Genomic DNA, 23,916 nt, shown 5'->3' on the forward strand with positions numbered 1-23,916 from the left:
ATGGTTTCGACCACGGATGGGCATTTCAGCTGGCTGCGCTGCCGCACCGCAGGCGTGGAGGCCGTGGCCGCCGACACGGCGAGGCACTTTGGGCGACATACCCACGAGCAGTACGGCATCGGCCTGATCGAGCGTGGCGCGCAGAAGTCCGCCAGCGGACGAGGTCTCTACGAGGCCGGGGCTGGTGACCTCATCATGGTCAACCCCGGCGAGCTGCATGACGGCATGCCCCTGGGCGACGGCGGTCGCGCCTGGCGCATGCTATACCTGGAGCCCTGGGTCGTGGCCGGGCTCATGGCGGACATGGATGGCGCAGGGCCGGCGGCCGGCTTCGAGTTCCGCCAGCCCGCCGTGCGCGACCCGGGCCTGGCCGCGTGTTTTCAGACCCTGTACCGCAGGATGACCGGCAGCGGCGAGCCAGCGGACGCCCTGGACCTGGACGAAGCCCTGCTGCAGCTGCTGGGCGGCATGCTGCAGCGCCCTGCCCCGGCGCCCCGCGCACCGGCCCCCATCACCCTGGCCCGCGCCCGGATGGACGACGATCCCGGCGCGCCCCTGACCCTGGGCGCCCTGGCCCAAGAGGCGGGCCTGAGCCGCTACCAGTTCCTGCGCGCCTTTGCGCGCGCCACAGGCATGACGCCCCATGCCTATCTGCTGCAGCGGCGCCTGCACCAGGCGCGCGGGCTCATCGCCAGCGGCATGCCGCTGGCCGAGGCCGCCGCGCACAGCGGCTTTGCCGACCAGAGCCATATGACGCGCCTGTTCGTGCGCAGCTTCGGCATGGCGCCCGGCTTCTATGCCAGGGCAGCAAGCGCCTGCGCTGCGTGACGCGCTGCAATTTCCTTCAAGACCACGCAAACCGGCCTGGCGAGGATGGGGATCACATCCCCTCTCCAATCACAAGGCCCGATCTTGCCGTTCTCCTACGCACCCTCCATCCCCCGCGACTTTCCTGAACTGGCCACGCAGACCTTGCTGCTGCGCGGCCTGTCGCCCGACGTGCCCGCACACGCCGTGATCGCCCCCTTCATGGCACAGGCCAGGCAGAACCTGGCCTGCACCCCGGAAAGCGAGATGCCATCCATTCAGGCCTGGCGGCGCGGCTTTGCCAGGATGGGCCTCAAGCCCACGCAATACCGCTGCGCCGCCGAGGCCCTGCTGCGCCGCCTGCGCAAGGAGGGTGATCTTCCCGGCCTGCATCCGCTGGTGGACCTGTGCAATGCGGCCTCGGTGGCCTTTGCCATTCCCGTGGCCGTCTTCGACCTGGACCGCATCAGCGGCTGCCTGCAGGTGCGCCCCGCAACCGGCAGCGAGGTCTACGAGACCTTCTCGGGCGAGATCGAATATCCCGAGCCCGGCGAAATCATCTTTGCCGACACGGCTGGCCGCGCCCACGCCCGGCGCTGGTGCAACCGCCAAAGCGGCCACTCGGCAGTGCGCGAATCCACCGTCAACGCGCTGATCGTGACCGAAGCGCTGCACGCCACCGGCAAGACGGATACGCAGCAGTTGGTGCAAGCGTTGCAGGCGGCGGCCGGTCGGCTGTGGCCCGAGGCCGTTTCACACCCAGGCAACCCCTTGCAGGCCGCCCAGGCCTGAGGCGACCGGGGCGGTTGGCGCCCCGGCGCGAAGAGGACTATCACGCTGCGCGGACTTCCCGCAAGCAAGACCGTACGCGTATCACACCGCCCTGCACATCGACCCACAGGTCCCTTCAGAACAAGCTTCTACGCTATCAAATTGATAACAATGCGTTGCATGCTACATACAAATGAAAAGAAAAAGAAATCATTCCCATTGTCATTCTAGAATCCGCACCCGCCATGACAGGCTGCGCTGCTGGCCCCAGGGCCGGCAGCAGCGCCGACGCACCCAGAGCACGCCCCACGGCACAGGTTTCCCAGCTCTCGACCATTGACCATGCTTACCCAAAGACTCTCGCGCACGGCAGTTGCGCATGCCGCCCTGCTTGCCCTGTGCGGCGCAGCCCACGCACAGGCCCAGCCTGACAAGGTCCCCGAGGCCACGCTCGCCCCGGTCACCGTGAACGCAGGCACCGAGAAGGAAAATCCCACCGGCCCTGTGGTGGGCTTCACCGCCAAGCGCGCCATCTCGGCCACCAAGACCGACACGCCGCTGATAGAGACGCCCCAGGCCATCAGCGTGGTCACGCGCGACCAGTTCGAGGCGCAGGGCGTGCAGACGCTGCGCCAGACCACCGCCTACAGCGCCGGCGTGGTGTCCAACTACTTTGACAGCCGGGTGGACAGCTTCTCGGCACGCGGCGGCAACGTGAGCCAGTACCAGGACGGTCTGCTGCGCACCTACGGCACCTACAACACCAGCCGGCCCGATCCCTATACGCTGGAGCGCGTGGAATTCCTGCGCGGACCCTCTTCCGTGCTCTACGGCCAGGGCAGCGTGGGCGGCGTGCTCAACCTCACCAGCAAGCGCCCGCAGGCCGAGGCGCTGCGCGAGGTGCAGGTGCAGGTGGGCAGCTACGGGCGCAAGCAGATCGCCACCGACCTGACCGGCGCCGTCACCGAAGACGGCCAGTGGCTGTACCGGCTGGTGGCCGTGGGCCGGGAAAGCGGCACCCAGGTGGACCATGTGAACGACGACCGCCTGGTCATCGCGCCCAGCCTGACGTGGCGGCCCAGCGCCGATACCTCGCTCACGCTGCAGGCGCTCTACCAGAAGGACAAGAGCGGCTCGCTGATCGGCTTCTTCCCCTGGCAGGGCACGCGCCTGCCCAGCCCCTACGGCCAGATTCCCACCAGCACCTTCATCGGCGAGCCCGGCTGGGACTCTTTCGACACAGAGAACAAATCCTGGGGCTACCTGTTCAGCCACCGCCTGAACGCGGACTGGACCGTGCGCCAGAACCTGCGGCGCACCATCAGCGACGTGGACTACCGCTCCATCTACACCAGCTTCACCGCCATCCCCGGCCAGGGCCGCCCTGCGCGCCCGGTCTTCAACCCCGACAACCGCAGCGTCTACCGCGATGCCTCCTGGCAGGTCAACGGCGGGCGCATGCTGGTGATCGACACGCAGCTCGAAGGCCGGCTGCGCTGGGGCACGGCCGAGCACACCGTGCTGGCCGGCATGGACGCACAGCGCAACAGCACCAGCCAGTCCACCTGGCGCGGACTGACCGCGCCGTTTGACGTCTACAACCCCGTCTACGGCAACTTCACGCCGCCCACGGCCTCGCAGCTGGTGCGCCAGCCGGGCGTGTCGCAAAAGCAATTGGGCTTCTACGCCCAGGACCAGATCAAGTGGGGCCGCTGGACCGCCACCCTGGGCCTGCGCCACGACAGCGCGCAGACGGACACCGAAGGCCGTCCCGCCTCCGCCGTGGACGAGAAGGCCTGGACCAAGCGCGCAGGCGCCACCTACCAGATGGATGGTGGCTGGGCGCCCTACCTGGGCTACTCCGAGTCCTTCCAGCCGCTGGGCGGCGTGAACGTCTACGGCACGCCCTACAAGGCGCAGCGCGGCGAGCAATGGGAAGCCGGCGTGAAATGGCAGCCGCCGGGCCAGGGCCTGTCGGCCTTCGCCGCCGTCTACACGCTGCGCGAGAAGAACCGCAAGACCACCGACCCCGCCAACCCGCTCAACAGCCTGCAGATCGGCGAGGTCAAGGTCAACGGCTTCGAGGCCGAGCTGACCGCCAGCCTGGCCCGCCACTGGGACGCCACCCTGGCCTATGCGTACACCGACGCCATCATCTCGCGCAGCAATGGCGGCGATCAGGGCCAGCGCGTGACCAGCGTGCCGCGCCACACGGCGTCGGCCTGGCTGACCCACCGCTTTGCCAGCGAAGGACGCGGCGGCTGGAGCCTGGGTGCAGGCGTGCGCTACACGGGTTCGCAGTGGACGGGCACCAGCCTGGTGGACACGCCTTCGGCCACCCTGCTGGATGCCATGGTGTCCTATGACGCCGGCCCATGGCGCCTGGCCTTCAACGTGGTCAACCTGACCGACAAGGTGCAGATCACGCAGTGCCTGGCACGCGGCGACTGCTTCTACGGCCAGCGGCGCACCTTTGCGGTGACGGGAACGCACCGCTTCTGAGGACCGCCGCAGCGCGCCTTGCACAGCCCAGGCATTTCACGCAGCGCAGGCAGCTCAGGCAGGCAGCTGCCTGAAGCTCCTTCGGTCCGCCGTGCTGCCAAACGATGCGCAGCCCGACAGCACGGCGGGCGAAGGCGCAGTGGTCGACAGCGCCTCGCTGCACTGCCGGGGCAGCTGGCTGCGCTCGTCTTCCAGGGCCTGTGTCTGGATCATGGGGGCCATGGCCACCACGTTGCCGAAGATGGTGGCAAAGGCCACGTCGGCCGCGTCACGGCCCGTGCCAAAGCGCATGAAGCCCATGGGAATGGCCGTGCCCGATGCATCGAACAGGTACCACCTGTCGCCCAGGTAGGCTTCCACGTAGGCATGGAAATCGGGCGGGCCCAGCGCAGGGTCGGCACCGTAGTCCGTGCCGGTGGCGATGCGGGCGGGAATGTTCAGCGCGCGGCACAGGGCGATCATCAGGTGCGTGAAATCGCGGCACACGCCCACCTGCTCCACCAGGGTATCGACGGCCGAGGTCGACGAGTTGCTGGTGGCCGAAGCGAAGGTCACCAGCTCCTGCACCCACTGCTGTATGGCCAGCACGCGCGAATAGCCGGGCGCCAGGTGGCCGAAATTGCGGAAGGCCAGCTGCATCAGCCGGTCGGACTGGCAGTAGCGGCTGGGGTAGATGTAGGGGAGGACCTCCAGCGGGATGCAGCGCACCGGAACCTCGCCCAGCGCCGCCGGATCCTCGCGGTGGTGCGCGATGCAGACGGTGGCCGTGTAGGTCAGGTGCAGGGGGCCGGGGTTGGCATGCAGGCGCATGAAGCGCGTGGAGGTGGCGGGCTCGGTGGCAATGTCGGGCTCCACGGGCTGGCTGAGCACCAGCCGCTCGTTCTCCACTGTCTGGTGCGAGGTGTGGGCCGCATGGATGTTGAACACGAAGTCGGCCCCGGCCGGATCGCGGATGTCATAGGCAAGATCCACCTGGATCTGCAGCCTGATTCCTGGTTGGGCCATTGTTTTTCCCTGGTTGGTCTGTCGGATCGGCATCCATGGTGGGATCAAGAGTCTCCGCCGGCCGTAGGCCCCTGCTGAAAAGCCTGTAGTGCTTGGCAGGGACAGCGCGTGCGCCCGCCCGGCGGCCCGCAGGGGATGCAAACTCGGCTAACATCGGCGCCGCCCCGCATGGCGCAATACCTGTGGCGGGGGCATCCACCAGCCAGGAACAGCCAAGGAGACCGCTAGATGGCGGAGATCATCGAGATATCGCGGGCGGCGCTGCACGAGCAGGTGGCGGACCGTTTGCGGTCCATGCTCATCGAGGGGCGCATCGCCCCGGGCGCCAAGCTCAACGAGCGCGAGCTGTGCGAGCAGCTCGGCGTCTCGCGCACGCCGCTGCGCGAGGCCATCAAGCTGCTGGCCGCCGAAGGCCTGGCCGACCTGCTGCCCAACCGCGGCGCCATCGCCGTCAAGCTGAGCGAGTCCGATGTCATGCACGCCTTCGAAGTGCTGGCAGGCATCGAGGGCCTGTCAGGCGAACTGGCCGCCCAGCGCATCACCGACCAGGAATTCGCCGAAATCCGCGCCCTGCACTACGAGATGATGGCCAGCGTGGCGCGCGCCGACGTGTCTGCCTACTACCGGCTCAACGCCGCCATCCACGCGGCGCTGAACAGCGCCGCCAAGAACCCCGTGCTGACGGAGACCTTCCAGCGCATCAACAACCGCGTGCAGTCGCTGCGCTTTCGCACCAACCTGGACACGGCCAAGTGGAAGCAGGCCGTCAAGGAGCACGAGGCCATGATCGATGCCCTGGGCGCACGCGACGCCACGGCCCTGCGCGAGCTGCTGGTCACCCACCTGCACCACAAGCGCGATGCCGTGCTGGCCATGCTGCGCGCCGAGGCGAGCGTTTCCAGCAAGGCTCGCTGAAGCAAAAGGCCAAATCGGCCACCCGGCACCGCATTCGCCAGCTCTTCTATCTCACCACTGCGGCAAGGCTACATCCAGCGGGACAGTCGCGCCTGCCAGCAAGCGCACCCGTGAGGGCCTGGGTCCAAAGCGCTTTGCATTCATTCATCCAATTCTATTCCTAGGAATTTTCTGGGAAATCGGTTAGTTAGCGAAATAATTCAGAATGATCTGATTGATTTTCTATTTTTATCGTGTGCTTAATCAGCAGCCATAGGTATTGCGCTAACGGTGCCAATGACTGCGAACACGATGAATGAGAAACAACGCACAAGCATTTTCCGCAAGGAAGCACTGCAACGATTTGAGCAACAGGAGCACGGCCCTATGCTGCTGGCACGCTCAAACCACAGCTGGCTACTGGTTAGTTTGGCTTTTTCCATCACTTTTTTCTGTACGCTTTATCTCTTCCTTGGCAGCTACAGGCCACGCGCTACTGTAAGTGGCATCCTGGTTCCAGCGGATGGCGCGATAAAGGTCATGGCGCCTGTCAACGGCATCGTGTCGGAGCTACGTATCCAGGAAGGCCAGCGGGTAAAACAGGGCGATGTCCTTTTTGTAATGGCGGATGAACGCTCACAGACAGGCAACCAGCAAACCACAAAAATCTCGGATTTACGCCTTGCCTCGCTGGCCCAGCGTCAAGAAAGCCTGAAGCGACTCAGAACGACGACACAGCAACTGGGCATGACCAATGAAGCAGGTTTGCGCAGGCAGCACGACAATATCAACGAGGAAATCCAGCGCAATCAACAAGAGCTGGACCTTTATGCTCGGAGGATCCAGGCTCTCTCGAAAATAGTCGCGAATCACCGAGAGCTGGCAGAAAAAAAATACATTTCACACTTGGAGCTTCAAGACAAAGAAGAACAACTATCTTCACTTGAAACACAACTGCTGGGCGCTCAACGCAGCCGTTCGCAGTTAACCAGAAGCTCCGCAAATCTCTTGAGTGAAATTCATCAGGCTCCCATCAAGGTAGCTGGGCAACTTGCTGAGATTGATCGTGATCTCGCAAGCCTGGAACTTGAAACCACGGAAATCGCGTCTCGCGATGGCTTTGCGATTACAGCGCCCATCTCAGGCCGCGTGACGGCCATCAATGCCAATCGTGGTCAGTCAGTATCTTCCCAGGCATTGGCTGTCATCGTTCCTGAGAATGCTCCCCTGATGGCGCATCTGTTCGCTCCCTCCAAAGCACTGGGTTTCGTCCAGTCCGGGCAGTCGGTCCTATTGAGGTACGAGCCCTACCCTTATCAAACCTACGGCATGCACGAAGGAACGGTAATGGAAGTTTCCAATAGTCCACTACAACCAGAAGACCTCGCCATTTTTCCCAACACACTCAAACAGGAGGGAATGTACCGTGTCACCGTAAAAATCAAAAATCAATTCATCATCACCCACGGAAAGAAGACAAATCTTTTCCCTGGAATCGCACTCGAAGCAGACATTCAGCAGGATAAGCGTCGGCTGATCGAGTGGATATTGGCGCCAATCATTGGCGGTACCATGCGGCACCTTTAATCGAAAATCTCTTATCCCTAGACTTCATGCCAATTCAAACCATGGCATACAGGAAAATCTTCAAAGGTAAAAAATGAAAACCAGCAATCCCCTCACATTAGCCGTTGATGCTCTGAAATTTGACGAATTTGGAGATTACGAAATCAAGGAAGTATTGACTGATGACGCTCTTGATCTTATCAGTGGTGGATTCATCATTACCAATAAATGCGAAGTAAACAAAGACTGTGAACGCAACAATGGCTGCAAAAAATACGGACCGTATGAGGACGATGATTCAAATATCTAACTAACTTCCATTTTTCACAAAGGCCGAATGCAAACTCGGCTTTTAAATCCACGAATCAATTAAACCCTATTGAAAACTCACTTAAAATCCATTATGTCGCACGAAACTCATCACCAACTCATCTCCTCGGTAGATCCGAGATATTTGGAAATCACATTACTACCCACAGAGCAATGTAATTTTCGATGCACCTACTGCTACGAGGACTTCTCAATTGGAAAAATGAGCCAACAAATCATTGATTCAATCAAAAATCTGCTGGCAAACAGAATAAAAAACCTTAAGCAATTAAATTTGCAGTGGTTTGGCGGTGAGCCTTTGGCGGCGAAAGGCATCATGTATGACATCAGCACATTCGCTCAGAGCCTATGCAAAAAACATGGTGTTCACTTTGGTGGGAATATAACCACAAACGGATATCTACTGGACATGAAAACTGTCAGGCGCTTACACGATCTTGGGCAAAACGGCTATCAAATATCCCTGGATGGGTTCGGTGCCGTGCACAACAACACAAGAAAATTGGCATCGGGCGACGGGACATTTGATCGTATTATTTCCAATCTGATGGCGATACGCGACAGTGATCTATCTCTATCAGTGCTTCTGCGCGTTCACCTTTCTGTGGAGAATCATGAATCAGTCAAGGAACTCGCGCAAATGCTGCGCCTTGATTTTCTGCATGACAGCAGGTTTTCGGTCTTCCTAAAACCCATAGAAAACTTGGGTGGCCCCAACAGTAAAAACATCCATCCACTTAATAAACAAGATCGGCAAGCTCGCCAAAAAGAGTTGGAGCATTTGCTTTATGGAAAAAAATCCAGTCATGAGCTTAGCTCGGATAAAAAAATTTACATCTGCTATGCCAGCAGGCCCAACTCTCTGGTGATACGCGCAGATGGTAGGGTACAAAAATGCACGGTCCTGCTTTCTAACGACCGCAATACCGTCGGAAAACTCACACCCGACGGACAAATTCATCTTGATCGTCACTTGATGGGAGATTGGATGCGGGGCTATACAACAGGTGATCTAAAAACACTGAGTTGTCCCGCCGCGAATATCGGACAAGCCAGAAATTCCAAAACTATTCCGATAGTAAGGATTGCATGAAAAACCTCATCACTTTTGACATCACCAAAGAAACATTCAACGAATGTGTTGCAGACCGCCAGATGCACTTGGCACGCGGCGCGGTAGATCCCGAACTAATGAATTGGTCCGATATTGATTCGGCCCTCTATTACAGTGATATCGCGCCTCCCTTTATGCATCTCTACAAAAATGGCGTAGTGCCACCAGAGAAGTACATAGAAGAATTAAAATCAGGCAGCCGCACCATACAACGACTCAATACTCAAGCCGTACAATCCCTGCTGGAAGCCGGCTCAACCGCCATCCTGAATCGCATCGATGTCAGGCAGGAGTTGATTCGCAAACTGTGCGAGGAAGTGGCCAGCTTCACCGATGCAGATACCACGGCAAATGCATACCTGGCTTTCTCAGGCGAAGGAAGCTTTGGCGCGCACTGGGACACGCATGACGTAATGGCTATTCAACTGATCGGAAAAAAACATTGGCGCATTTATCCACCGACCTATCAATTTCCTCTACCTGGACATACATCCAAGTCGTTTGAAGCCGCATGCCCTGCAGAGCCCATTTTTGACGGCATGTTAGAGGCGGGTGATCTGCTATATCTCCCGAGAGGCTGGTGGCATGAAGTACTGCCTGTTGGTGAAACACTTCATATAGCGGTTGGAATATACCCACCCAATATTTTGAATTATTTAGCTTGGTTTTTGGAAAAAAATCTCAGAAACCACGAAGAACTAAGACGCAGCCTCAGACCAGATGCAGTGACCACTGACATAATTTCGCGTGCTTGCCAAGTTCTCACGGATCAGCTCAATAATCCGGAAGTTTTCTCAAATTTCATGGATGAAATAAGCGTAAAAAGGATAAAACCCAGAATACCGTTTTCTCTCAATTCCCTGTCTTCCTTGGACAAACCTCTCGAACCCCATCCAATCCCATGAGTACCACATTCTACCGAATTCCGCTTCTCATCACCTATATTTTCTTTTGCTTTTTTCTTCAGGGCTGCGCATTTTATTCAGAAAAAAAACAAGGAAGACCTCAACATATCAAACAAAAACTGGAGTGATACTGCTGTCCAGGATATCAAGCGAATTCATGAAATATTAAGCGAAACCCATCCGGCAAAACTGGACACATCAAATCATGAATTCAATAATTGGCTGGATTTTGTCGGCTACAAAGAATCCATGTTGTTAGCCGAGCGTAGCGAATCAGAACAACAAGCCTTCTCAGCATTGAAATTCTATCTCACCGGATTCATGGATGAGCATTTATCAGTTGGGACATATGCTGATCAAAAAGATCCTCTTTCCTGGGCCGGCTGGCATATGGAACACAGCAATGGCCGGTATTTGGTAGCATCACGAGCCATCGACTGGTCAGTGGATTTACCGCAGATAGGCGATGAAGTAATATCCTGCGACAGCATTTCGATTCATGAAATACTACACAACAAGGTGGCACCTTTTGTAGACAGGAGAATACATCTAGAAAACACACTTAATAAACTGGCGAGATACATAACTATCGAGCAAGCCAATAGCCCTCTTTGGGAAACTCTTCGCCCCACGAAATGCCTTTTTCAGAAACTCAGCGGGAAATATCAAGAAATCCCCTTAATATGGAAAAAACAGCCCAAAAACCTGAAAATCAAACGCCCCCTTCCTCCTCCTCAGGGTATGCACCAGATCAAAAAAGGCATTTATTGGATTCACGCCTCCAATTTCAAATTGAATACTGAAGAGCATATCGATTTCGACCATTTTCTTAATAATATTCAATCGATTGATAACGCAGATGCCATCATTCTGGATACACGAGGAAATAATGGTGGAAACTCCATGGTGGGATCTGCCATATTGTCCGCAGCATTGAAAAAATCAGCACCATCGTATCAGAATTCAAAAGCATATTGGCGCATATCCCCTATATCGATGGCGACCATAGATGGCCATAGAGAATCAGCTCTAAAGATTGAAGGCAAGGATAGTCAAATTTACAAATGGCTCAATGACTTGCGTGAATCCATGGAGGTCGCCACCCAACGCGGTGAAAATTTTGTGGAGCAAGCTGACATAACAAGCGAAGATGACACAGAAATCCCGCAAGGCTGGCCACCATTCCAAGGCAAGCTTATTTTGATTACGGATTCATATTGTTTCAGTGCCTGTCTGGATTTTGTGGATGAGGTTATGAGCGTGCCCGGCGCGTTGCACGTAGGAAGTACAACAGACGCGGACACACGATATATGGACATTGGTTCAGCAGTACTTTCCAGCGGCCTGAAAATATGGATTCCTTTGAAAGTATGGGTCGGTAGACGACGTCAAGACAACGTTCCATATATTCCGCAGATCAAATATCACCAAGACATCAATGACACGAAGGCGTTGCAGGCCTGGGTTTTGCAATCCATACTCCTCGTCGCCAAGAATATCGGAACACCGTGAGCCTCTACCTGCAAACCACGTTGAGTGAATGTGGGCTGGCCTGTGTGGGCTACATCGCCGCACACCACAAGCACGAGTTTTCCATGAACGAATTGCGCACGCGATTTTCCGTATCGATTCGTGGAACCAGCCTGCGTGATCTCATTCACATGGGGGAGATGCTTGGTCTGGGTGCCAGGGCGGTGCGCCTGAATCTCAAAGGCCTGCCAAAGCTTCCCGTGCCCTGCATCCTGCATTGGGATCTGACCCATTTCGTGGTGTTGACCAAAGTTTCCCGGCGCAAGATCACCATTCACGACCCCGCCAAAGGCCTGCGCACCTTGCCGCTGGCCGAGGCCAGCGAGCATTTCACGGGAATCGCCCTGGAAATGTGGCCGACACCGGCCTTTCAGCAGATCAAACCAAAACCGCCCATCGGCTGGCGGGATTTGATCGGCCCCATCACAGGGCTCAGGCGCAGCCTGCTCCAATTGTTCGTGCTGGCTGCTGCCCTGCAAGTGGTGGCCCTCATCCTGCCTTTGTTCACGCAGTGGTTGATGGACGGTCCCGTCGTTTCTGGCGAGCTCGATCTCATAGGAGTCATCGCCATCGGCTTTGTACTGTTGACTGTAGTGCGCACGGTGCTGGAGTGGACACGCGGCTGGCTGGGGATCGTTGCTACGTATCAGCTCGGCATCCAATGGTCTTCGCGCATCGCGCGGCACCTGTTCAAGCTTCCGATGCATTGGTACGAAGTCCGCCATACCGGCGATGTGCTGTCGCGCTTCCAGTCTGCCAACAATATCCAGCAGACCGTGACTGGCAAGCTGGTGGATATCGTGCTTGATGCCCTGTTTGCCATCATCACCGGGGTCGTGATGTTGATCTACAGCCCACTGCTGGCTGCTGTGGCCGTGTTCACCATCGTGGCCTATGCGGCCATACGCCTGTCCACACATGGGGCATTTCATCGGCTCAGCGACGAAGCGCTGGTTCATGAAGCAACAGCACAAAGCCATTTTCTGGAAAGTCTGCGCGCCATGCAGAGCGTCAAGATCGCGGGCTTGGAGGCACATCGCGCATCCGACTGGGCCAACCGCATGGTGCAGGCGTCCAACAGGCGCATGCTCAGCAACCGTATGACGCTGACCTTCGGGTCGAGCTACAGCTTGCTGTTTGGCTTGGAAACCGTGGCCGTGCTTGCGGCAGGTGCGTACATGACCATCGAGGGCGCATTGACGGTTGGCATGTTGATGGCCTTCATTGCCTACAAAAATGAGTTTTCCTCCAGGATGCAGCGGTTCATCGACAACATGATGTCGATGCGCATGCTGCGGCTGCATGTGGAGAGGCTGTCCGACATCGTGCTGACCGAGCCTGAAAAGACCGCAGGCACTTTACCTGAGCAGTTCGACTCCAGAGGCTGGGCACCGCCTGAAATCCATCTGGACAAGGTGAGCTTCCGGTACGCCGAAGGCGGTCCATGGGTGTTGAAGGATATCGACCTGAAGCTGCATGCAGGGGAACATGTAGCCATCGTTGGCCCGACCGGATGCGGCAAGACGACACTGGCCAAGATCATCTTGGGCTTGCTGGAGCCGACCTCGGGAACCGTTCGGGTAGATGGGCAGCCGCTGAGCTACCTTGGCTTGTCGAACTGGAGGCGGCGCATTGGCGTCGTGATGCAGGACGATCAGTTGTTCTCTGCAAGCCTCAAGGAAAATATTGCGGGACTGGATGGCGTGATCGACATGGGGCGGGTCCAAGCTGCAGCACGGGCAGCTTTCATCCATGACGATATTCTTGCCATGCCGATGGGTTACGACACGCTCAATGGGGACATGGGCAACACCTTGTCCGGAGGCCAAAAGCAACGCCTTCTGCTGGCCAGGGCCTTGTACCGTGAACCCTGTGTGCTGGTTCTGGACGAAGCCACCAGCCACCTGGATGTGGAGCGCGAACAGCAGGTCAACGAATCCATTGGCCGACTGCCTGTGACACGTATCACGATTGCACATCGTCCTGACACGATTGCCATGGCTGAGCGCGTGATTGACATCACACGATTGCATGCAAGCGCCATTGCCGTGGAGGCAGCCGCTCCATGAGCCGACCTCCCGTCTTGCTCTGCAACTGCCCATGGCGATGCTTGCTGCTCTGTATAGCTGGCTGCCTGGCCGCGCTACTGAGCGTGGTACCGATGTGCACTCTGGCATCGACGGACATCTTTCAGGCTGAGGAGAGGGTTGTTCAGCCCCTAACAGCCATCGCACGGCCTGGATCGCCAACACCCTGCATCTTTGCTGCGATGCCCGACCCTTTGCCTGTCGCCGAGGCCGTGGAGCGCATGCTTTGCAATGACCCCAACGTGCGTCTGGCATGGGCGCAAACCCGCGCGCAAACAGCCCAGGTCGGGCTCAAACAGTCGGCTTACTTGCCAAGGCTGAACGCACAACTGGACGCCAGACAGGCACACAGCGAGATCCAGCGCACAAGCGGTGGCTCGGGCGGCAGCAGGCAAACCTACACGGGCGCCGTCAACCTCCATTGGGTGGTGCTGGATTTCGGAGCCCGCGAAGCAGCGCTGGAGACTGCCCGACAGCTGTTGCGCGCCGCAAATGCCTCCGGGCAAGCCGCCGTGCAGCAAGCCTTCCTGCGCTCGGTGCAGCTTTACTATCAGGCGCAGTCGCTCCAAGGACGCTTACAAGCGGCGCGGCAGGTTCTGGATCTGGCGGATGAAAACCACCAAGCGGCAAACGCCAGGTACCAGGCGGGTGCAGCCGCGTTGTCCGACATGCTGCAGGCGAAGACCGCGCTATCTAGAGCCAGTCTCAGAGTGACGCGCGTGCAAGGTTCGCTTGAGCAGGTGCTGGGCGACATGGCCCTGTTGATGGGGCAATCTGCCCATCTTGCACTGCGCGTCGAGCCTCTTGCTACTGCTCGGCCAGACTCGGGCTTCGTTGATGCGCTGGAAGAACTGCTGGCAATCGCGCGGCAGACACACCCCACTTTGATGGCCGCGCAGGCCAGACTGAGTGCCGCGCAGGCGGCTGTACGAGAAAGCCGGGCCTATGGTCGCCCCAATGTCGCGCTGACAGGGAGCATCAACCGCTCGCGCAACATGCAGCCGCCGGCCTTGGGCTCTGACTTCCGCCAATCGGATAGCAGCCTGGGCGTTCAACTGAACATCCCGTTGTTTGACGGGATGGAGCGCGAATACCGCATACGCGATGCGCAAGCCCGTGCAGCTGAAAGCACAGCAGCCATGGAAGACACACTTCAACGGATTTCACGCGACGTATGGCTTAACTACCAAACGCTGAAAACCGAGACCGAAAGCCTTCAACGCACCAGTGAGATCGAAGACCAGTCGCGACAGGCGCTTGAAGTCGTTCGAGGCCGGTATCGTGCCGGCGTGGGCAACATGACGGAATTGCTCAACGCCATGAATGCCTTCACTGATGCGCAAGAACTGCATATCTCGACGTTGAACAGTTGGAGGATCTCTCGGATAGGCTTGGCCGGCAGCCTGGGCCGATTGGGCTTTTGGTCGCTGGATTGAAGCGTTCTACGCCCGCCAGCGCCCTTACTCCTTTAGAACTTGTAGCGCCGCAATCCCCGCCCGCGCCACCTCCGCATCCTCGGCCGGCTTCACCCCGCTGACGCCCACGGCGCCCAGGCAGTGGCCCTCCCTGGTGATGGGCACGCCGCCTTCCAGCAGGCCCTGCAGCGCGGGCACGCTCAGGTAGGCGGTACGGCCACCATTGATCATTTCCTCATAGAGCCGGCTTTCCTTGCGGCCCAGTGCTGCGGCGTGGGCCTTGGCCGGCGCGATGTGGGCCGAGGCCGGTGCCGCGCCGTCCAGGCGCTGCAGCCACAGCAGGTGGCCGCCGTCATCGGCGATGGCGATGCTGACGGCCCAGCCGCGCGCCGTGGCATGCGCCTCGGCGGCCTGGGCGATGGCCTTGATGTCCTGGAGGTCCAGGCAGGGCTTGTGCTTCATGGGAGTGCCTTGGTCTTGTGCGGGTTGGAGGATGGCGGTCAGCGGGCAGTCAGCGGGCGTCCAGCAGGCTTTCCAGCAGCCGCGCCACATGCACGGCTTCGCGCGCCGCGCCGTCGGCGATCTGGTGGCGGCAGCTGGTGCCGTCGGCCACGACGATGGCCTCGGGGCGCTGGCGTATGGCCGGCAGCAGGGCCGCCTCGGCCATGTCCATGGAGACCTGGTGGTGGCTGGCCTCGTAGCCGAAGCTGCCGGCCATGCCGCAGCAGGAGCTTTCGATGAGCTCGGGCTGGGCGCCGGGAATCAGCCGCAGCACGTCGAGGATGGGGCTGACCGCGCCAAAGGCCTTCTGGTGGCAATGGCCGTGCACGAGGATGGGCGCCTCGGCGGCGCGCAGCGGCAGCGCGAAGCGGCCGGCCTTCACTTCACGGGCAATGAATTCCTCGAACAGCAGGGCCTGGGCGGCAACGGCCTGTGCAGGCTCGCCCAGACCCATGACCAGGGCTTCGTCGCGCAGGGTCAGCAGGCAGGAGGGCTCCAGGCCGACGATGGGGATGCCGGCACGGGCCAAGGGCGCCAGGGCGTTGATCAGCGCACCGGCGCTGGCCTTGGCCTGCTCGACCATGCCGGTGGCCAGGTAGGTGCGGCCGCAGCAGTGGTGGCCGCCGCCCTCTTTGGCGGACTTGCTGGCGGTGTGCAGCGCATAGCCGGCCGCCTGCAGCACGCGGGCGGCGGCCAGGGCGTTTTCGCTCTCGAAGGTGCCGTTGAAGGTGTCCACGAAGAGCACGGCCACGCGCTCGCCGGCCGCCGCGCGGGCCAGGGCCTGGTCGCGGTCAAGAAAGGTATGTGCTTCGGGCGCGCGCCAGAAGGTGTCGCTGCGCCAGGCCGGCAGCGAGCGCCGGGCGGACAGGCCCAGCAGTTTTTCGCCCAGTTGGCGCAACACGGGCAGGCGGTTGCGCAGGTTCAGCAGCCAGGGCATGCGGCTGGCCGTGGCCGCGTAGCGCGGCAGATGGGCGACCAGCCGGTCCTTGAGCGTGTGGCCATGGCGGGCCTTGTAGTGGGTCAGGAATTCCACCTTCATGCGGGCCATGTCCACGCCCGTGGGGCAGTCGCGCCTGCAGCCCTTGCAGCCCACGCACAGGTCCATGGTGTCGTGCATGGCCTCGCTGGTGAAGGCGTCCGGCCCCAGCTGGCCCGAGATGGCCAGGCGCAGGGTGTTGGCGCGGCCGCGCGTCAGGTGCTGCTCGTCGCGCGTGACGCGGTAGCTGGGGCACATGGTGCCGGCGTCGAACTTGCGGCAGTGGCCGTTGTTGTTGCACATCTCCACGGCCTTGGCAAAGCCGCCGGTGACGTCGCCGCCCGTGCCGGGCGCCGTGGTGACTTCGGTGACCGGGTCGGCCTGCACGTTCCAGGCGGACCAGTCGAGCACGGGCGTGATGGGAATGCGCCGGTAGGGCCGGGGCGCATCGGCGGGCGCAAAGCGGAACAGCCGGCCATCGTCCATCTTCGGCGTATCGATGATCTTGCCGGGGTTGAAGAGGCTGTCCGGGTCGAAGTGCTGCTTGATGGCGCGCAGGGCCTCGGTGATGGCGGGCCCGAACTGCCAGGCAATCCACTCGCCGCGGCACAGCCCGTCGCCGTGCTCGCCGCTGAAGGCGCCCTTGTATTTGCGCACCAGTTCGGCCGCTTCCTCGGCAATGGCGCGCATGCGCGCCGCGCCGTCGGTGCGCATGTCCAGGATGGGCCGCACATGCAGCGTGCCCACGGAGGCATGGGCGTACCAGGTGCCCCGGCTGCCATGGCGCGCGAACACTTCGGTGAGCGCGTCGGTGTACTCGGCCAGGTGCTGCAGCGGCACGGCGCAGTCCTCGATGAAGCTCACGGGCTTGCCGTCGCCCTTGAGGCTCATCATGATGTTCAGCCCCGCCTTGCGCACTTCCCAGAGGTTTTTCTGGGCCGCTTCCTCGGGCATTTCCACCACGCTGCCGGGCAGGCCCAGCTCGCCCATGAGTTCCACCAGCTGGCGCAGCCGCGCCAGCAGCGCGGCGCGGTCGTCGCCGGCGAATTCCACCAGCAAGATGGCAGCCGGGCGGCCGATGAGCGCGGTCTCTATGGTGGGCTTGAAGGCCGGGTTGGCCAGGCCCAGCTCGATCATGGTGCGGTCCACCAGCTCCACGGCCGTGGGTCCCAGCTTCACGATGTGCTGGGCCGAGTCCATGGCCGCGTGGAAGGTGGGGAAGTTGACCACGCCCAGCACCTTGGCGCGCGGCAGCGCGCTGAGCTGCAGGGTGAGCGAGCGCGTGTAGGCCAGCGTGCCCTCGGCGCCTATCAGCAGATGGGCCAGGTTGACGCTGCCGTCGGCCGTGTAGGGCCGCTCGCTCTGGTTGTCGAAGATGTCGAGGTTGTAGCCCGCCACGCGGCGCATGACCTTGGGCCAGTGGGCATGAATGTCCTCGCGGTGCTGTTGCGCCAGCCCGTGCACGAACTGCGCAATGCGCGCTGTGCGGCCCGTGGCCTGGGCGACGGGGCCGAAGTCCAGCAGCTCGCCATCGGCCATCCAGGCGCGGGCGCCGCGCACGTTGTGCACCATGTTGCCGTAGGCAATGGAGCGCGATCCGCAGGAGTTGTTGCCCGCCATGCCGCCCAGCGTGGCCTGGGCGCTGGTCGATACGTCCACCGGATACCACAGGCCGAGCTTCTTGAGCCGGGCGTTGAGGTGGTCCAGCACCAGGCCGGGCTCGACCTCGGCCGTGCCTGCATCGGGGTCCACCGAGAGGATGTTGCGCAAATGCTTGCTGTTGTCGATCACCAGGGCCGCGCCCGTGGTCTGGCCGCACTGGCTGGTGCCGCCGCCGCGCGGCAGCACGGGCACCTTCAGCTCGCGGGCGATCTGCAGGGCCGTGGCGATGTCTTCTTCGCAGGTGGGCACGAAGACGCCCACCGGCATGATCTGGTAGATGGAGGCATCGGTGGCATAGCGCCCGCGCGAGGCGGCGTCGAACAGGACCTGGCCGCGCGTGTCCGAGCGCAGGCGGCGCGCCAGCGCCTGGCAGACATCGTTAGGCGGCAGCACGGTGCCGGGGGCGGGCACGGTGTCGTCGGGGGAAGCGGCAAGGCGGTGCGTGGATTCCATCAGCATGGCGGCTCTCATTCGTTCATGGTTCGTGGGTAGATCTGGCCTGCCTTGAGCAGGGCGATGACGGTGTCGCGCTTGTGCTCCAGGTGGGCGACCAGCACCTGGCGCAGCGCGGCGGCGTCGCGCGCCTGCAGCGCCTCCAGCATGCGTTCGTGCTCCTGGACGGCGCGCTTCCACTTGGCCGCGTCCTGGTTGGTGCGAAAGCGCAGCGACTGCACGCGGGCGTTGATGCGGCCATAGGTCTCGGCCAGCACGGGGTTGGCGGCGGCGCGGTTGATGGCCGAGTGGATCAGCGCATTGAGCCGGTAGTAGCCGGACAGGTCCTGGCGCGCATGGCTGGCCAGCATCTCGAAGTGCAGGGCCCGCACCTCGGCCAGTTGCTGCTCGCTGATGCGCTGCGCGGCCAGCTCGCCCGAAATGCCCTCCAGCCCCGCCAGCACTTCGAAGGTCTGCAGCACATCGGCCACGCCCAGGCGCACGGCCACGGCGCCGCGGTTGGGCACCAGGTCCACCAGCCCTTCGGAGGCCAGCAGCTTGATGGCCTCGCGCAGCGGCGTGCGCGAAACGCGCAGCTGCTCGCACAGCGCGCGCTCGTTGAGCTTGGCGCCGGGCGGTATGCGCCCTTCCACCAGCCAGGTGCGCAGCCGCGCCGCCACCTGGTCATGCAGGGCGAGCCGCGAAATCTCGATGATCTCCGCCATGGATTCTCCTGGTCGAATGAATTTTGCATTCATTCTTACGCAAGCATTTCTCAATGTATTCATGGTTATCACCAAGGCATTTATGAATTTTGAATGCAAAAATTCGCAAACACCCTCCCCCGCAGACCGACCTGGCATTTCCTTGAAAGGACGCACCATGCTCACGCTCGACAACCATCCCACGGGCCGCCACTTCCTCCAGATCCCCGGCCCCAGCCCGGTTCCCGACCGCATCCTGCGGGCCATGAGCCTGCCCACCATCGACCACCGGGGGCCGGAGTTCGGCCAGCTCGGCCTGAAGGTGCTGGCCGGCATCCAGCAGGTCTTCAAGACCCGGCATCCGGTGGTGATCTATCCGGCCTCCGGCACGGGCGCCTGGGAGGCGGCCCTGATCAACACGCTCAGCCCTGGCGACCATGTGCTGATGTTCGAGACCGGCCACTTCGCCTCGCTGTGGCAGAAGATGGCCACGCGCCTGGGCCTGTCCACCGAGTTCCTGTCCTATGGCGGCTCCGATGAGCACCTGCCCCAGGCGCCGGGCTGGCGCCATGGCGTGCAGGCCGGGCTGATCGAGGCGCGGCTGCGCAAGGACACGGAGCGCCGGATCCGCGCCGTGTGCGTGGTGCACAACGAGACCTCCACGGGCGTGACCTCGGACATCGCCGCCGTGCGCCGCGCCATCGACGCGGCGGGCCACCCGGCCCTGCTGCTGGTGGACACCATCTCGGGCCTGGCCAGCGCCGACTACCGCCATGACGAATGGGGCGTGGACGTGACCATCAGCGGCTCGCAAAAGGGCCTGATGCTGCCGCCCGGCATCAGCTTCAACGCCCTGTCGCCACGTGCGCTGGAGGCCGCCAAAAGCGCGAAGCTGCCCAAGTCGTTCTGGGCCTGGGACGAGATCGTGGAGATGAACCAGACCGGCTACTGGCCCTACACGCCCAACACCAACCTGCTGTACGCCCTGTCCGAATCGCTGGACATGCTGCTGGCCGAAGGGCTGGACACGGTGTTTGCGCGCCACCAGCGCTGGGCGGCCGGCGTGCGCGCCGCCGTCCAGGCCTGGGGCCTGCCCATCCAGTGCGCCGATCCGCAGGTCTACTCGCCCGTGCTCACCGGCGTGATCACGCCCGAGGGCGTGGATGCCGACGCCCTGCGCCGCCTGATCCACACGCGCTTCGACCTGTCGCTGGGCGCGGGCCTGGGCAAGCTCAAGGGCCGCATGTTCCGCATGGGCCACCTGGGCGACAGCAACGATCTCACGCTGCTGGCCATGGTGGCGGGCGTGGAGATGGGGCTGAAGCTGTCCGGCATCCGTCTGGCCGGCAGCGGCGTGCAGGCGTCCATGGACTACTTCGCTGCCCACGCCGCAGCCGGTGCGCTGCGCAAGGCCGCCTGAACCCATCGGCCCCGCGCCGAAAACCCTTGGCAGAGCCGGAGCACATGGCTCGCCCCCTTGATCGTGGATTGCACCAATACCAGGAAATAACAGGAGACAAGAGACATGACATCGCCCCGCAACCGCCTGGCGGCAACTGCCGTCGCCACCCTCGCCGCCACCGCCGCCATCACCCTCGCCGCCCCTGCCGCCTGGGCGCAATGGAAGCCCGCCAAGTCCGTCGAACTCGTCGTGCCGTTCTCGGCCGGTGGCGCCTCGGACCAGATGGCGCGCGTGATCCAGGCCATCGTCACCAAGCACAAGCTGATCGAGCAGCCCGTGGTCATCCTCAACAAGGCCGGTGCCTCCGGCGCCGAGGGCATTCTGGATGTCAAGGCCTCGGCGCGCGACCCGCACAAGCTGCTGGTGGCCTCCACGGCCATCTTCACCCTGCCCATGGCCACGGCCCTGCCCTTCCAGTGGCGCGACCTGAATCCCGTGGCCATGATTGCCCAGGACCAGTTCGTGCTCTGGGTCAATGCCGAGACCGGCTACCAGACGCCCGCCGACTACCTGGCCGCCGCGCGGCAGGCCGGCGGCAAGTTCAAGACGGGCGGCACCAGTTCCAAGCGCGAGGACCAGATCATCACCGCCAACATGGAACAGGCCGCCGGCGTGAAGTTCACCTACATCCCCTACAAGGGCGGCGGCGAGGCCAGCACCCAGCTGGTGGGCAAGCACATCGACTCCAACGTCAACAACCCCAGCGAGTCCATGGCGCAGTGGCGCGCGGGCCAGGTGCGGGCGCTGTGCGTGTTCGACACGCAGCGCATCGAGTACACGGCCAAGGTCACGGGCAGCCAGGCGCTGTCGGACATCCCCACCTGCAGGGAGCAGGGCCTGGATGTGCAGTACACCATGCTGCGCGGCTTCTTCCTGCCGCCCGGCACCACGCCCGAGCAGGCGCAGTTCTATGCGGGCGTGATGCACAAGGTGGTGGCCACGCCCGAGTGGAAGGAGTACCTGGAGAAAAACGCGCTCAAGCCCGAGTACATGACGGGGCAGGCCTTCGTGGACTTCCTGGCCAAGGACGAGACGCGCCACCTCGACATCATGAAGAAGGCCGGTTTCCTGTCGGCCAGCGTGGCCGCCGCCGCAGCCAAGTGAGGAGCCGCGCCATGGACACCGCCATCCACCTTGCCCCGCCCTCCTCCAATGCAGCGGCAGCGGCAGCAGCAGCCCCGGCCCAGCCCTCCAGCGCGGCCACCGAATCCATCCCCGCCACCGAAGCCCAGGCCCCCGGCCTGTCCCGCCGCCATGTGGAGTACGGCGTGGCCGCCGTGCTGCTGGCGCTGGCCGTGCTCGTGGTCTGGGACAACCAGCGCATTGGCGCAGGCTGGAGCGACACCGGCCCGCAGGCCGGCTACTTCCCGCTGCGCGTGGGCGCCGTGCTGGGCATCTGCGCCATCGCCGTCTTCGTGCAGGCGCTGCGCAGCCGCAGCCAGGAGCAGTTCGCCAGCTGGCTGCAGCTCAGGCGCGTGGCCCAGGTGCTGCTGCCGCTGACGGCCTACATCGCCGTGATCGCGCCGCTGGGCATCTACGCGGCCTCGGTGCTGTTCATCACGGGCTTCATGGTGTTTGCGGGCCGCTATCCCTGGTGGAAGGCCGTGGCGCTGTCGGGCTTCACCAGCGTGCTGCTGTTCTACGTCTTCGAGATCCAGTTCAAGGTGCCCCTGCCCAAGGGTCCGCTTGAAGCCTGGCTCGGCTATTGACCCCTGTCGCCGCCACGGAGCAACACCATGGACGAACTCCAATACCTTGCGCACGGCTTCGCGGCCGTCACCACCTGGCAGAACACGGGGCTGATGCTCACGGGCATCCTGCTGGGCATCGTGGTCGGCGTGCTGCCGGGCCTGGGTGGCCCCAACGGCGTGGCCATCCTGCTGCCGCTGACCTTCGGCATGTCGCCCACCTCGGCCATCATCCTGCTGTCTTGCATCTACTGGGGGGCGCTGTTCGGCGGCGCCATCACCTCGGTGCTGTTCAACATCCCGGGCGAGGCCTGGTCGGTGGCCACCACCTTCGACGGCTATCCCATGGCCCAGCAGGGGCACGCGGGAGCGGCGCTGACCACGGCCTTCACGGGCTCGTTCATCGGCGCCATCTCGGGCGTGATGCTGATCACCTTCCTGGCGCCGGTCGTGGCCTCGTTCGCGCTGCAGTTCGGGCCGCCGGAGTTCTTCGCGGTCTTCTTCCTGACGTTCTGCTCCTTCATCGGCATGGGCAAGGAGCCCAAGGCCAAGATCGTGGCCGCCATGGCCGTGGGCCTGCTGCTGGCGGCCGTGGGCATGGACACCATCTCGGGCGACCTGCGCATGACCTTCGGCTCCACGGAGCTGCTGCGCGGCTTTGATTTCCTGGTGGTGGTGATCGGCCTGTTCGGCATCAGCGAGATCCTGATGACCATCGAGGAAGGCCTCGCCTTCAAGGGCAAGAAGGCCTCCATCGACCTCAAGGTGGTGTTCAGGACCTGGGCCCGGCTGCCGCGCTACTGGCTGACCATGCTGCGCTCGGCCCTGGTGGGCTGCTGGATGGGCGTGACGCCGGGCGGCGCCGTGGCGGCCAGCTTCATGGGCTACGGGCTGGCCAAGAAGTTCTCGCGCGACCCCGACAGCTTCGGCAAGGGCAACCCCGAAGGCGTGCTCGCCCCCGAGACCGCCGCCCACGCGGCCGGCACCTCGGCCCTGCTGCCCATGCTGGCCCTGGGCATTCCGGGTTCGGCCACGGCGGCCGTGCTGCTGGGCGGGCTGATGATCTGGGGCCTGCAGCCCGGCCCGCTGCTGTTCACCGAGCAAAAGGACTTCGTCTGGGGCCTGATCGCCAGCATGTACCTGGGCAACATCGCCGGCCTGGTCATCGTTATGGCCACCGTGCCGCTGTTCGCCGCCATCCTGCGCGTGCCGTTTTCCATCGTCGCGCCCATGATCCTCATGGTCTGCGCCATCGGCGCCTTCACCGTGCACGGCAATGCCACGGACATCTGGCTCATGCTGGTCTTCGGCGTGGTCGGCTACGTGTTCAAGAAGCTCGACTATCCACTGGCGCCCATGGTGCTGGCCATCGTGCTGGGCGACCGCATGGAAGACGCCTTCCGCCAGAGCATGCTCTCCAGCCAGGGCGAGCTGGGCATCTTCTGGCACAACGGCCTGTCGGGCACCATCACCACGCTGGCCCTGCTGATGCTGGTGTGGCCGCTGCTGGGCAAGTTGCGGGCGATGGCGTTCGGGGCGAGGGCAAGGGCTGTGGCGGCCTGAGC

The 23,916-nt window shown here is 62.2% G+C and carries 19 protein-coding genes; 15 read left to right on the top strand and 4 right to left on the bottom strand.

Features of this window, described 5'->3' with window-relative positions; translation table 11 throughout:
* From ACRSCF_RS17380 to ACRSCF_RS17390, 3 genes are all read left to right on the top strand, one after another.
* The gene (locus ACRSCF_RS17380) at positions 1-828 is read left to right on the top strand and encodes an AraC family transcriptional regulator (protein WP_244386246.1); all 828 of its coding nucleotides are present in this window, start codon (positions 1-3) and stop codon (positions 826-828) included.
* Positions 829-912: 84 nt separating this feature from the next.
* Positions 913-1,599 (top strand): B3/B4 domain-containing protein, encoded by a 687-nt coding sequence (locus tag ACRSCF_RS17385; protein WP_034364393.1) that lies wholly within the window; start codon positions 913-915, stop codon positions 1,597-1,599.
* 321 nt (positions 1,600-1,920) lie between these two features.
* Positions 1,921-4,080, top strand: a complete 2,160-nt coding sequence (locus ACRSCF_RS17390) for a TonB-dependent siderophore receptor (protein ID WP_244386248.1) — start codon at positions 1,921-1,923, stop codon at positions 4,078-4,080.
* A gap of 54 nt (positions 4,081-4,134) precedes the next feature.
* On the opposite strand, the gene ACRSCF_RS17395 is transcribed toward ACRSCF_RS17390, so the two are convergent.
* On the bottom strand, positions 4,135-5,085 hold the full coding sequence (locus ACRSCF_RS17395; RefSeq protein ID WP_061287799.1) for a transglutaminase-like domain-containing protein: 951 nt from the start codon (positions 5,083-5,085) through the stop codon (positions 4,135-4,137).
* 228 nt (positions 5,086-5,313) lie between these two features.
* On the opposite strand from ACRSCF_RS17395, the gene ACRSCF_RS17400 reads away from it, so the two are divergent.
* The 8 genes from ACRSCF_RS17400 to ACRSCF_RS17435 all read left to right on the top strand — a co-directional run bounded on the left by ACRSCF_RS17400 (position 5,314) and on the right by ACRSCF_RS17435 (position 14,947).
* Entirely contained in the window at positions 5,314-6,000 is a 687-nt protein-coding gene (locus ACRSCF_RS17400; protein ID WP_209800419.1) for a GntR family transcriptional regulator, read from the top strand.
* 291 nt (positions 6,001-6,291) lie between these two features.
* Entirely contained in the window at positions 6,292-7,566 is a 1,275-nt protein-coding gene (locus ACRSCF_RS17405; protein WP_244386250.1) for an HlyD family efflux transporter periplasmic adaptor subunit, read from the top strand.
* 73 nt (positions 7,567-7,639) lie between these two features.
* Positions 7,640-7,855 (top strand): hypothetical protein, encoded by a 216-nt coding sequence (locus ACRSCF_RS17410; protein ID WP_152683555.1) that lies wholly within the window; start codon positions 7,640-7,642, stop codon positions 7,853-7,855.
* A 93-nt stretch (positions 7,856-7,948) separates the two neighbouring features.
* A complete protein-coding gene (locus ACRSCF_RS17415) occupies positions 7,949-8,968 on the top strand; it encodes a radical SAM protein (protein ID WP_082145293.1) in 1,020 nt (339 codons plus the stop codon).
* Complete coding sequence (locus ACRSCF_RS17420; RefSeq protein ID WP_082145292.1) at positions 8,965-9,894, top strand: cupin domain-containing protein; 930 nt, start codon at positions 8,965-8,967, stop codon at positions 9,892-9,894. The genes ACRSCF_RS17415 and ACRSCF_RS17420 overlap by 4 nt, the downstream gene beginning before the upstream one ends.
* Positions 9,895-10,143: 249 nt before the next feature.
* A complete protein-coding gene (locus ACRSCF_RS17425) occupies positions 10,144-11,406 on the top strand; it encodes a S41 family peptidase (RefSeq protein WP_432675069.1) in 1,263 nt (420 codons plus the stop codon).
* Positions 11,403-13,493 carry a peptidase domain-containing ABC transporter gene (locus ACRSCF_RS17430; RefSeq protein WP_244386254.1) on the top strand — a complete coding sequence of 697 codons (2,091 nt, stop codon included), beginning with the start codon at positions 11,403-11,405 and terminating at the stop codon, positions 13,491-13,493. Before ACRSCF_RS17425 ends, ACRSCF_RS17430 begins: the two co-directional genes overlap by 4 nt.
* A gap of 200 nt (positions 13,494-13,693) precedes the next feature.
* Positions 13,694-14,947 carry a TolC family protein gene (locus ACRSCF_RS17435; RefSeq protein WP_244386256.1) on the top strand — a complete coding sequence of 418 codons (1,254 nt, stop codon included), beginning with the start codon at positions 13,694-13,696 and terminating at the stop codon, positions 14,945-14,947.
* A gap of 24 nt (positions 14,948-14,971) precedes the next feature.
* Here the strand turns inward: ACRSCF_RS17435 and ACRSCF_RS17440 are convergent, their stop codons facing one another.
* Genes ACRSCF_RS17440 through ACRSCF_RS17450 form a run of 3 tightly spaced genes read right to left on the bottom strand, consistent with a single transcriptional unit; the run spans position 14,972 to position 19,222 of the window.
* On the bottom strand, positions 14,972-15,388 hold the full coding sequence (locus tag ACRSCF_RS17440; protein WP_034364385.1) for a heme-binding protein: 417 nt from the start codon (positions 15,386-15,388) through the stop codon (positions 14,972-14,974).
* Between the two features lie 49 nt (positions 15,389-15,437).
* Positions 15,438-18,524 (bottom strand): FAD-binding and (Fe-S)-binding domain-containing protein, encoded by a 3,087-nt coding sequence (locus tag ACRSCF_RS17445; protein WP_244386260.1) that lies wholly within the window; start codon positions 18,522-18,524, stop codon positions 15,438-15,440.
* Positions 18,525-18,532: 8 nt separating this feature from the next.
* Entirely contained in the window at positions 18,533-19,222 is a 690-nt protein-coding gene (locus ACRSCF_RS17450; RefSeq protein ID WP_244386262.1) for a GntR family transcriptional regulator, read from the bottom strand.
* A gap of 157 nt (positions 19,223-19,379) precedes the next feature.
* Here ACRSCF_RS17450 and ACRSCF_RS17455 point away from each other — a divergent pair, with 157 nt between their 5' ends.
* From ACRSCF_RS17455 to ACRSCF_RS17470, 4 genes are all read left to right on the top strand, one after another.
* A complete protein-coding gene (locus tag ACRSCF_RS17455) occupies positions 19,380-20,621 on the top strand; it encodes a pyridoxal-phosphate-dependent aminotransferase family protein (RefSeq protein WP_012204896.1) in 1,242 nt (413 codons plus the stop codon).
* Positions 20,622-20,726: 105 nt separating this feature from the next.
* On the top strand, positions 20,727-21,767 hold the full coding sequence (locus ACRSCF_RS17460; RefSeq protein ID WP_244386265.1) for a Bug family tripartite tricarboxylate transporter substrate binding protein: 1,041 nt from the start codon (positions 20,727-20,729) through the stop codon (positions 21,765-21,767).
* A gap of 11 nt (positions 21,768-21,778) precedes the next feature.
* Positions 21,779-22,372, top strand: coding sequence for a tripartite tricarboxylate transporter TctB family protein (locus tag ACRSCF_RS17465; RefSeq protein WP_133073033.1), 594 nt, complete (start codon positions 21,779-21,781; stop codon positions 22,370-22,372).
* A gap of 27 nt (positions 22,373-22,399) precedes the next feature.
* On the top strand, positions 22,400-23,914 hold the full coding sequence (locus tag ACRSCF_RS17470; RefSeq protein ID WP_133073034.1) for a tripartite tricarboxylate transporter permease: 1,515 nt from the start codon (positions 22,400-22,402) through the stop codon (positions 23,912-23,914).
* Positions 23,915-23,916: the final 2 nt, after the last annotated feature.

The sequence above is a fragment of the Delftia sp. 11MD genome (genome assembly GCF_050907895.1).
Lineage (GTDB): Bacteria > Pseudomonadota > Gammaproteobacteria > Burkholderiales > Burkholderiaceae_C > Comamonas > Comamonas tsuruhatensis.

Bases quoted from the DNA above. Each gene is read 5' to 3' on its own strand.
- ACRSCF_RS17380 (WP_244386246.1), top strand. From the start codon at position 1: ATGGTTTCGACCACGGATGGGCATTTCAGCTGGCTGCGCTGCCGCACC.
- ACRSCF_RS17390 (WP_244386248.1), top strand. From the start codon at position 1,921: ATGCTTACCCAAAGACTCTCGCGCACGGCAGTTGCGCATGCCGCCCTG.
- ACRSCF_RS17395 (WP_061287799.1), bottom strand. From the start codon at position 5,085: ATGGCCCAACCAGGAATCAGGCTGCAGATCCAGGTGGATCTTGCCTAT.
- ACRSCF_RS17400 (WP_209800419.1), top strand. From the start codon at position 5,314: ATGGCGGAGATCATCGAGATATCGCGGGCGGCGCTGCACGAGCAGGTG.
- ACRSCF_RS17405 (WP_244386250.1), top strand. From the start codon at position 6,292: ATGAATGAGAAACAACGCACAAGCATTTTCCGCAAGGAAGCACTGCAA.
- ACRSCF_RS17410 (WP_152683555.1), top strand. From the start codon at position 7,640: ATGAAAACCAGCAATCCCCTCACATTAGCCGTTGATGCTCTGAAATTT.
- ACRSCF_RS17415 (WP_082145293.1), top strand. From the start codon at position 7,949: ATGTCGCACGAAACTCATCACCAACTCATCTCCTCGGTAGATCCGAGA.
- ACRSCF_RS17420 (WP_082145292.1), top strand. From the start codon at position 8,965: ATGAAAAACCTCATCACTTTTGACATCACCAAAGAAACATTCAACGAA.
- ACRSCF_RS17425 (WP_432675069.1), top strand. From the start codon at position 10,144: ATGTTGTTAGCCGAGCGTAGCGAATCAGAACAACAAGCCTTCTCAGCA.
- ACRSCF_RS17435 (WP_244386256.1), top strand. From the start codon at position 13,694: ATGCCCGACCCTTTGCCTGTCGCCGAGGCCGTGGAGCGCATGCTTTGC.
- ACRSCF_RS17440 (WP_034364385.1), bottom strand. From the start codon at position 15,388: ATGAAGCACAAGCCCTGCCTGGACCTCCAGGACATCAAGGCCATCGCC.
- ACRSCF_RS17445 (WP_244386260.1), bottom strand. From the start codon at position 18,524: ATGCTGATGGAATCCACGCACCGCCTTGCCGCTTCCCCCGACGACACC.
- ACRSCF_RS17450 (WP_244386262.1), bottom strand. From the start codon at position 19,222: ATGGCGGAGATCATCGAGATTTCGCGGCTCGCCCTGCATGACCAGGTG.
- ACRSCF_RS17455 (WP_012204896.1), top strand. From the start codon at position 19,380: ATGCTCACGCTCGACAACCATCCCACGGGCCGCCACTTCCTCCAGATC.
- ACRSCF_RS17460 (WP_244386265.1), top strand. From the start codon at position 20,727: ATGACATCGCCCCGCAACCGCCTGGCGGCAACTGCCGTCGCCACCCTC.
- ACRSCF_RS17465 (WP_133073033.1), top strand. From the start codon at position 21,779: ATGGACACCGCCATCCACCTTGCCCCGCCCTCCTCCAATGCAGCGGCA.
- ACRSCF_RS17470 (WP_133073034.1), top strand. From the start codon at position 22,400: ATGGACGAACTCCAATACCTTGCGCACGGCTTCGCGGCCGTCACCACC.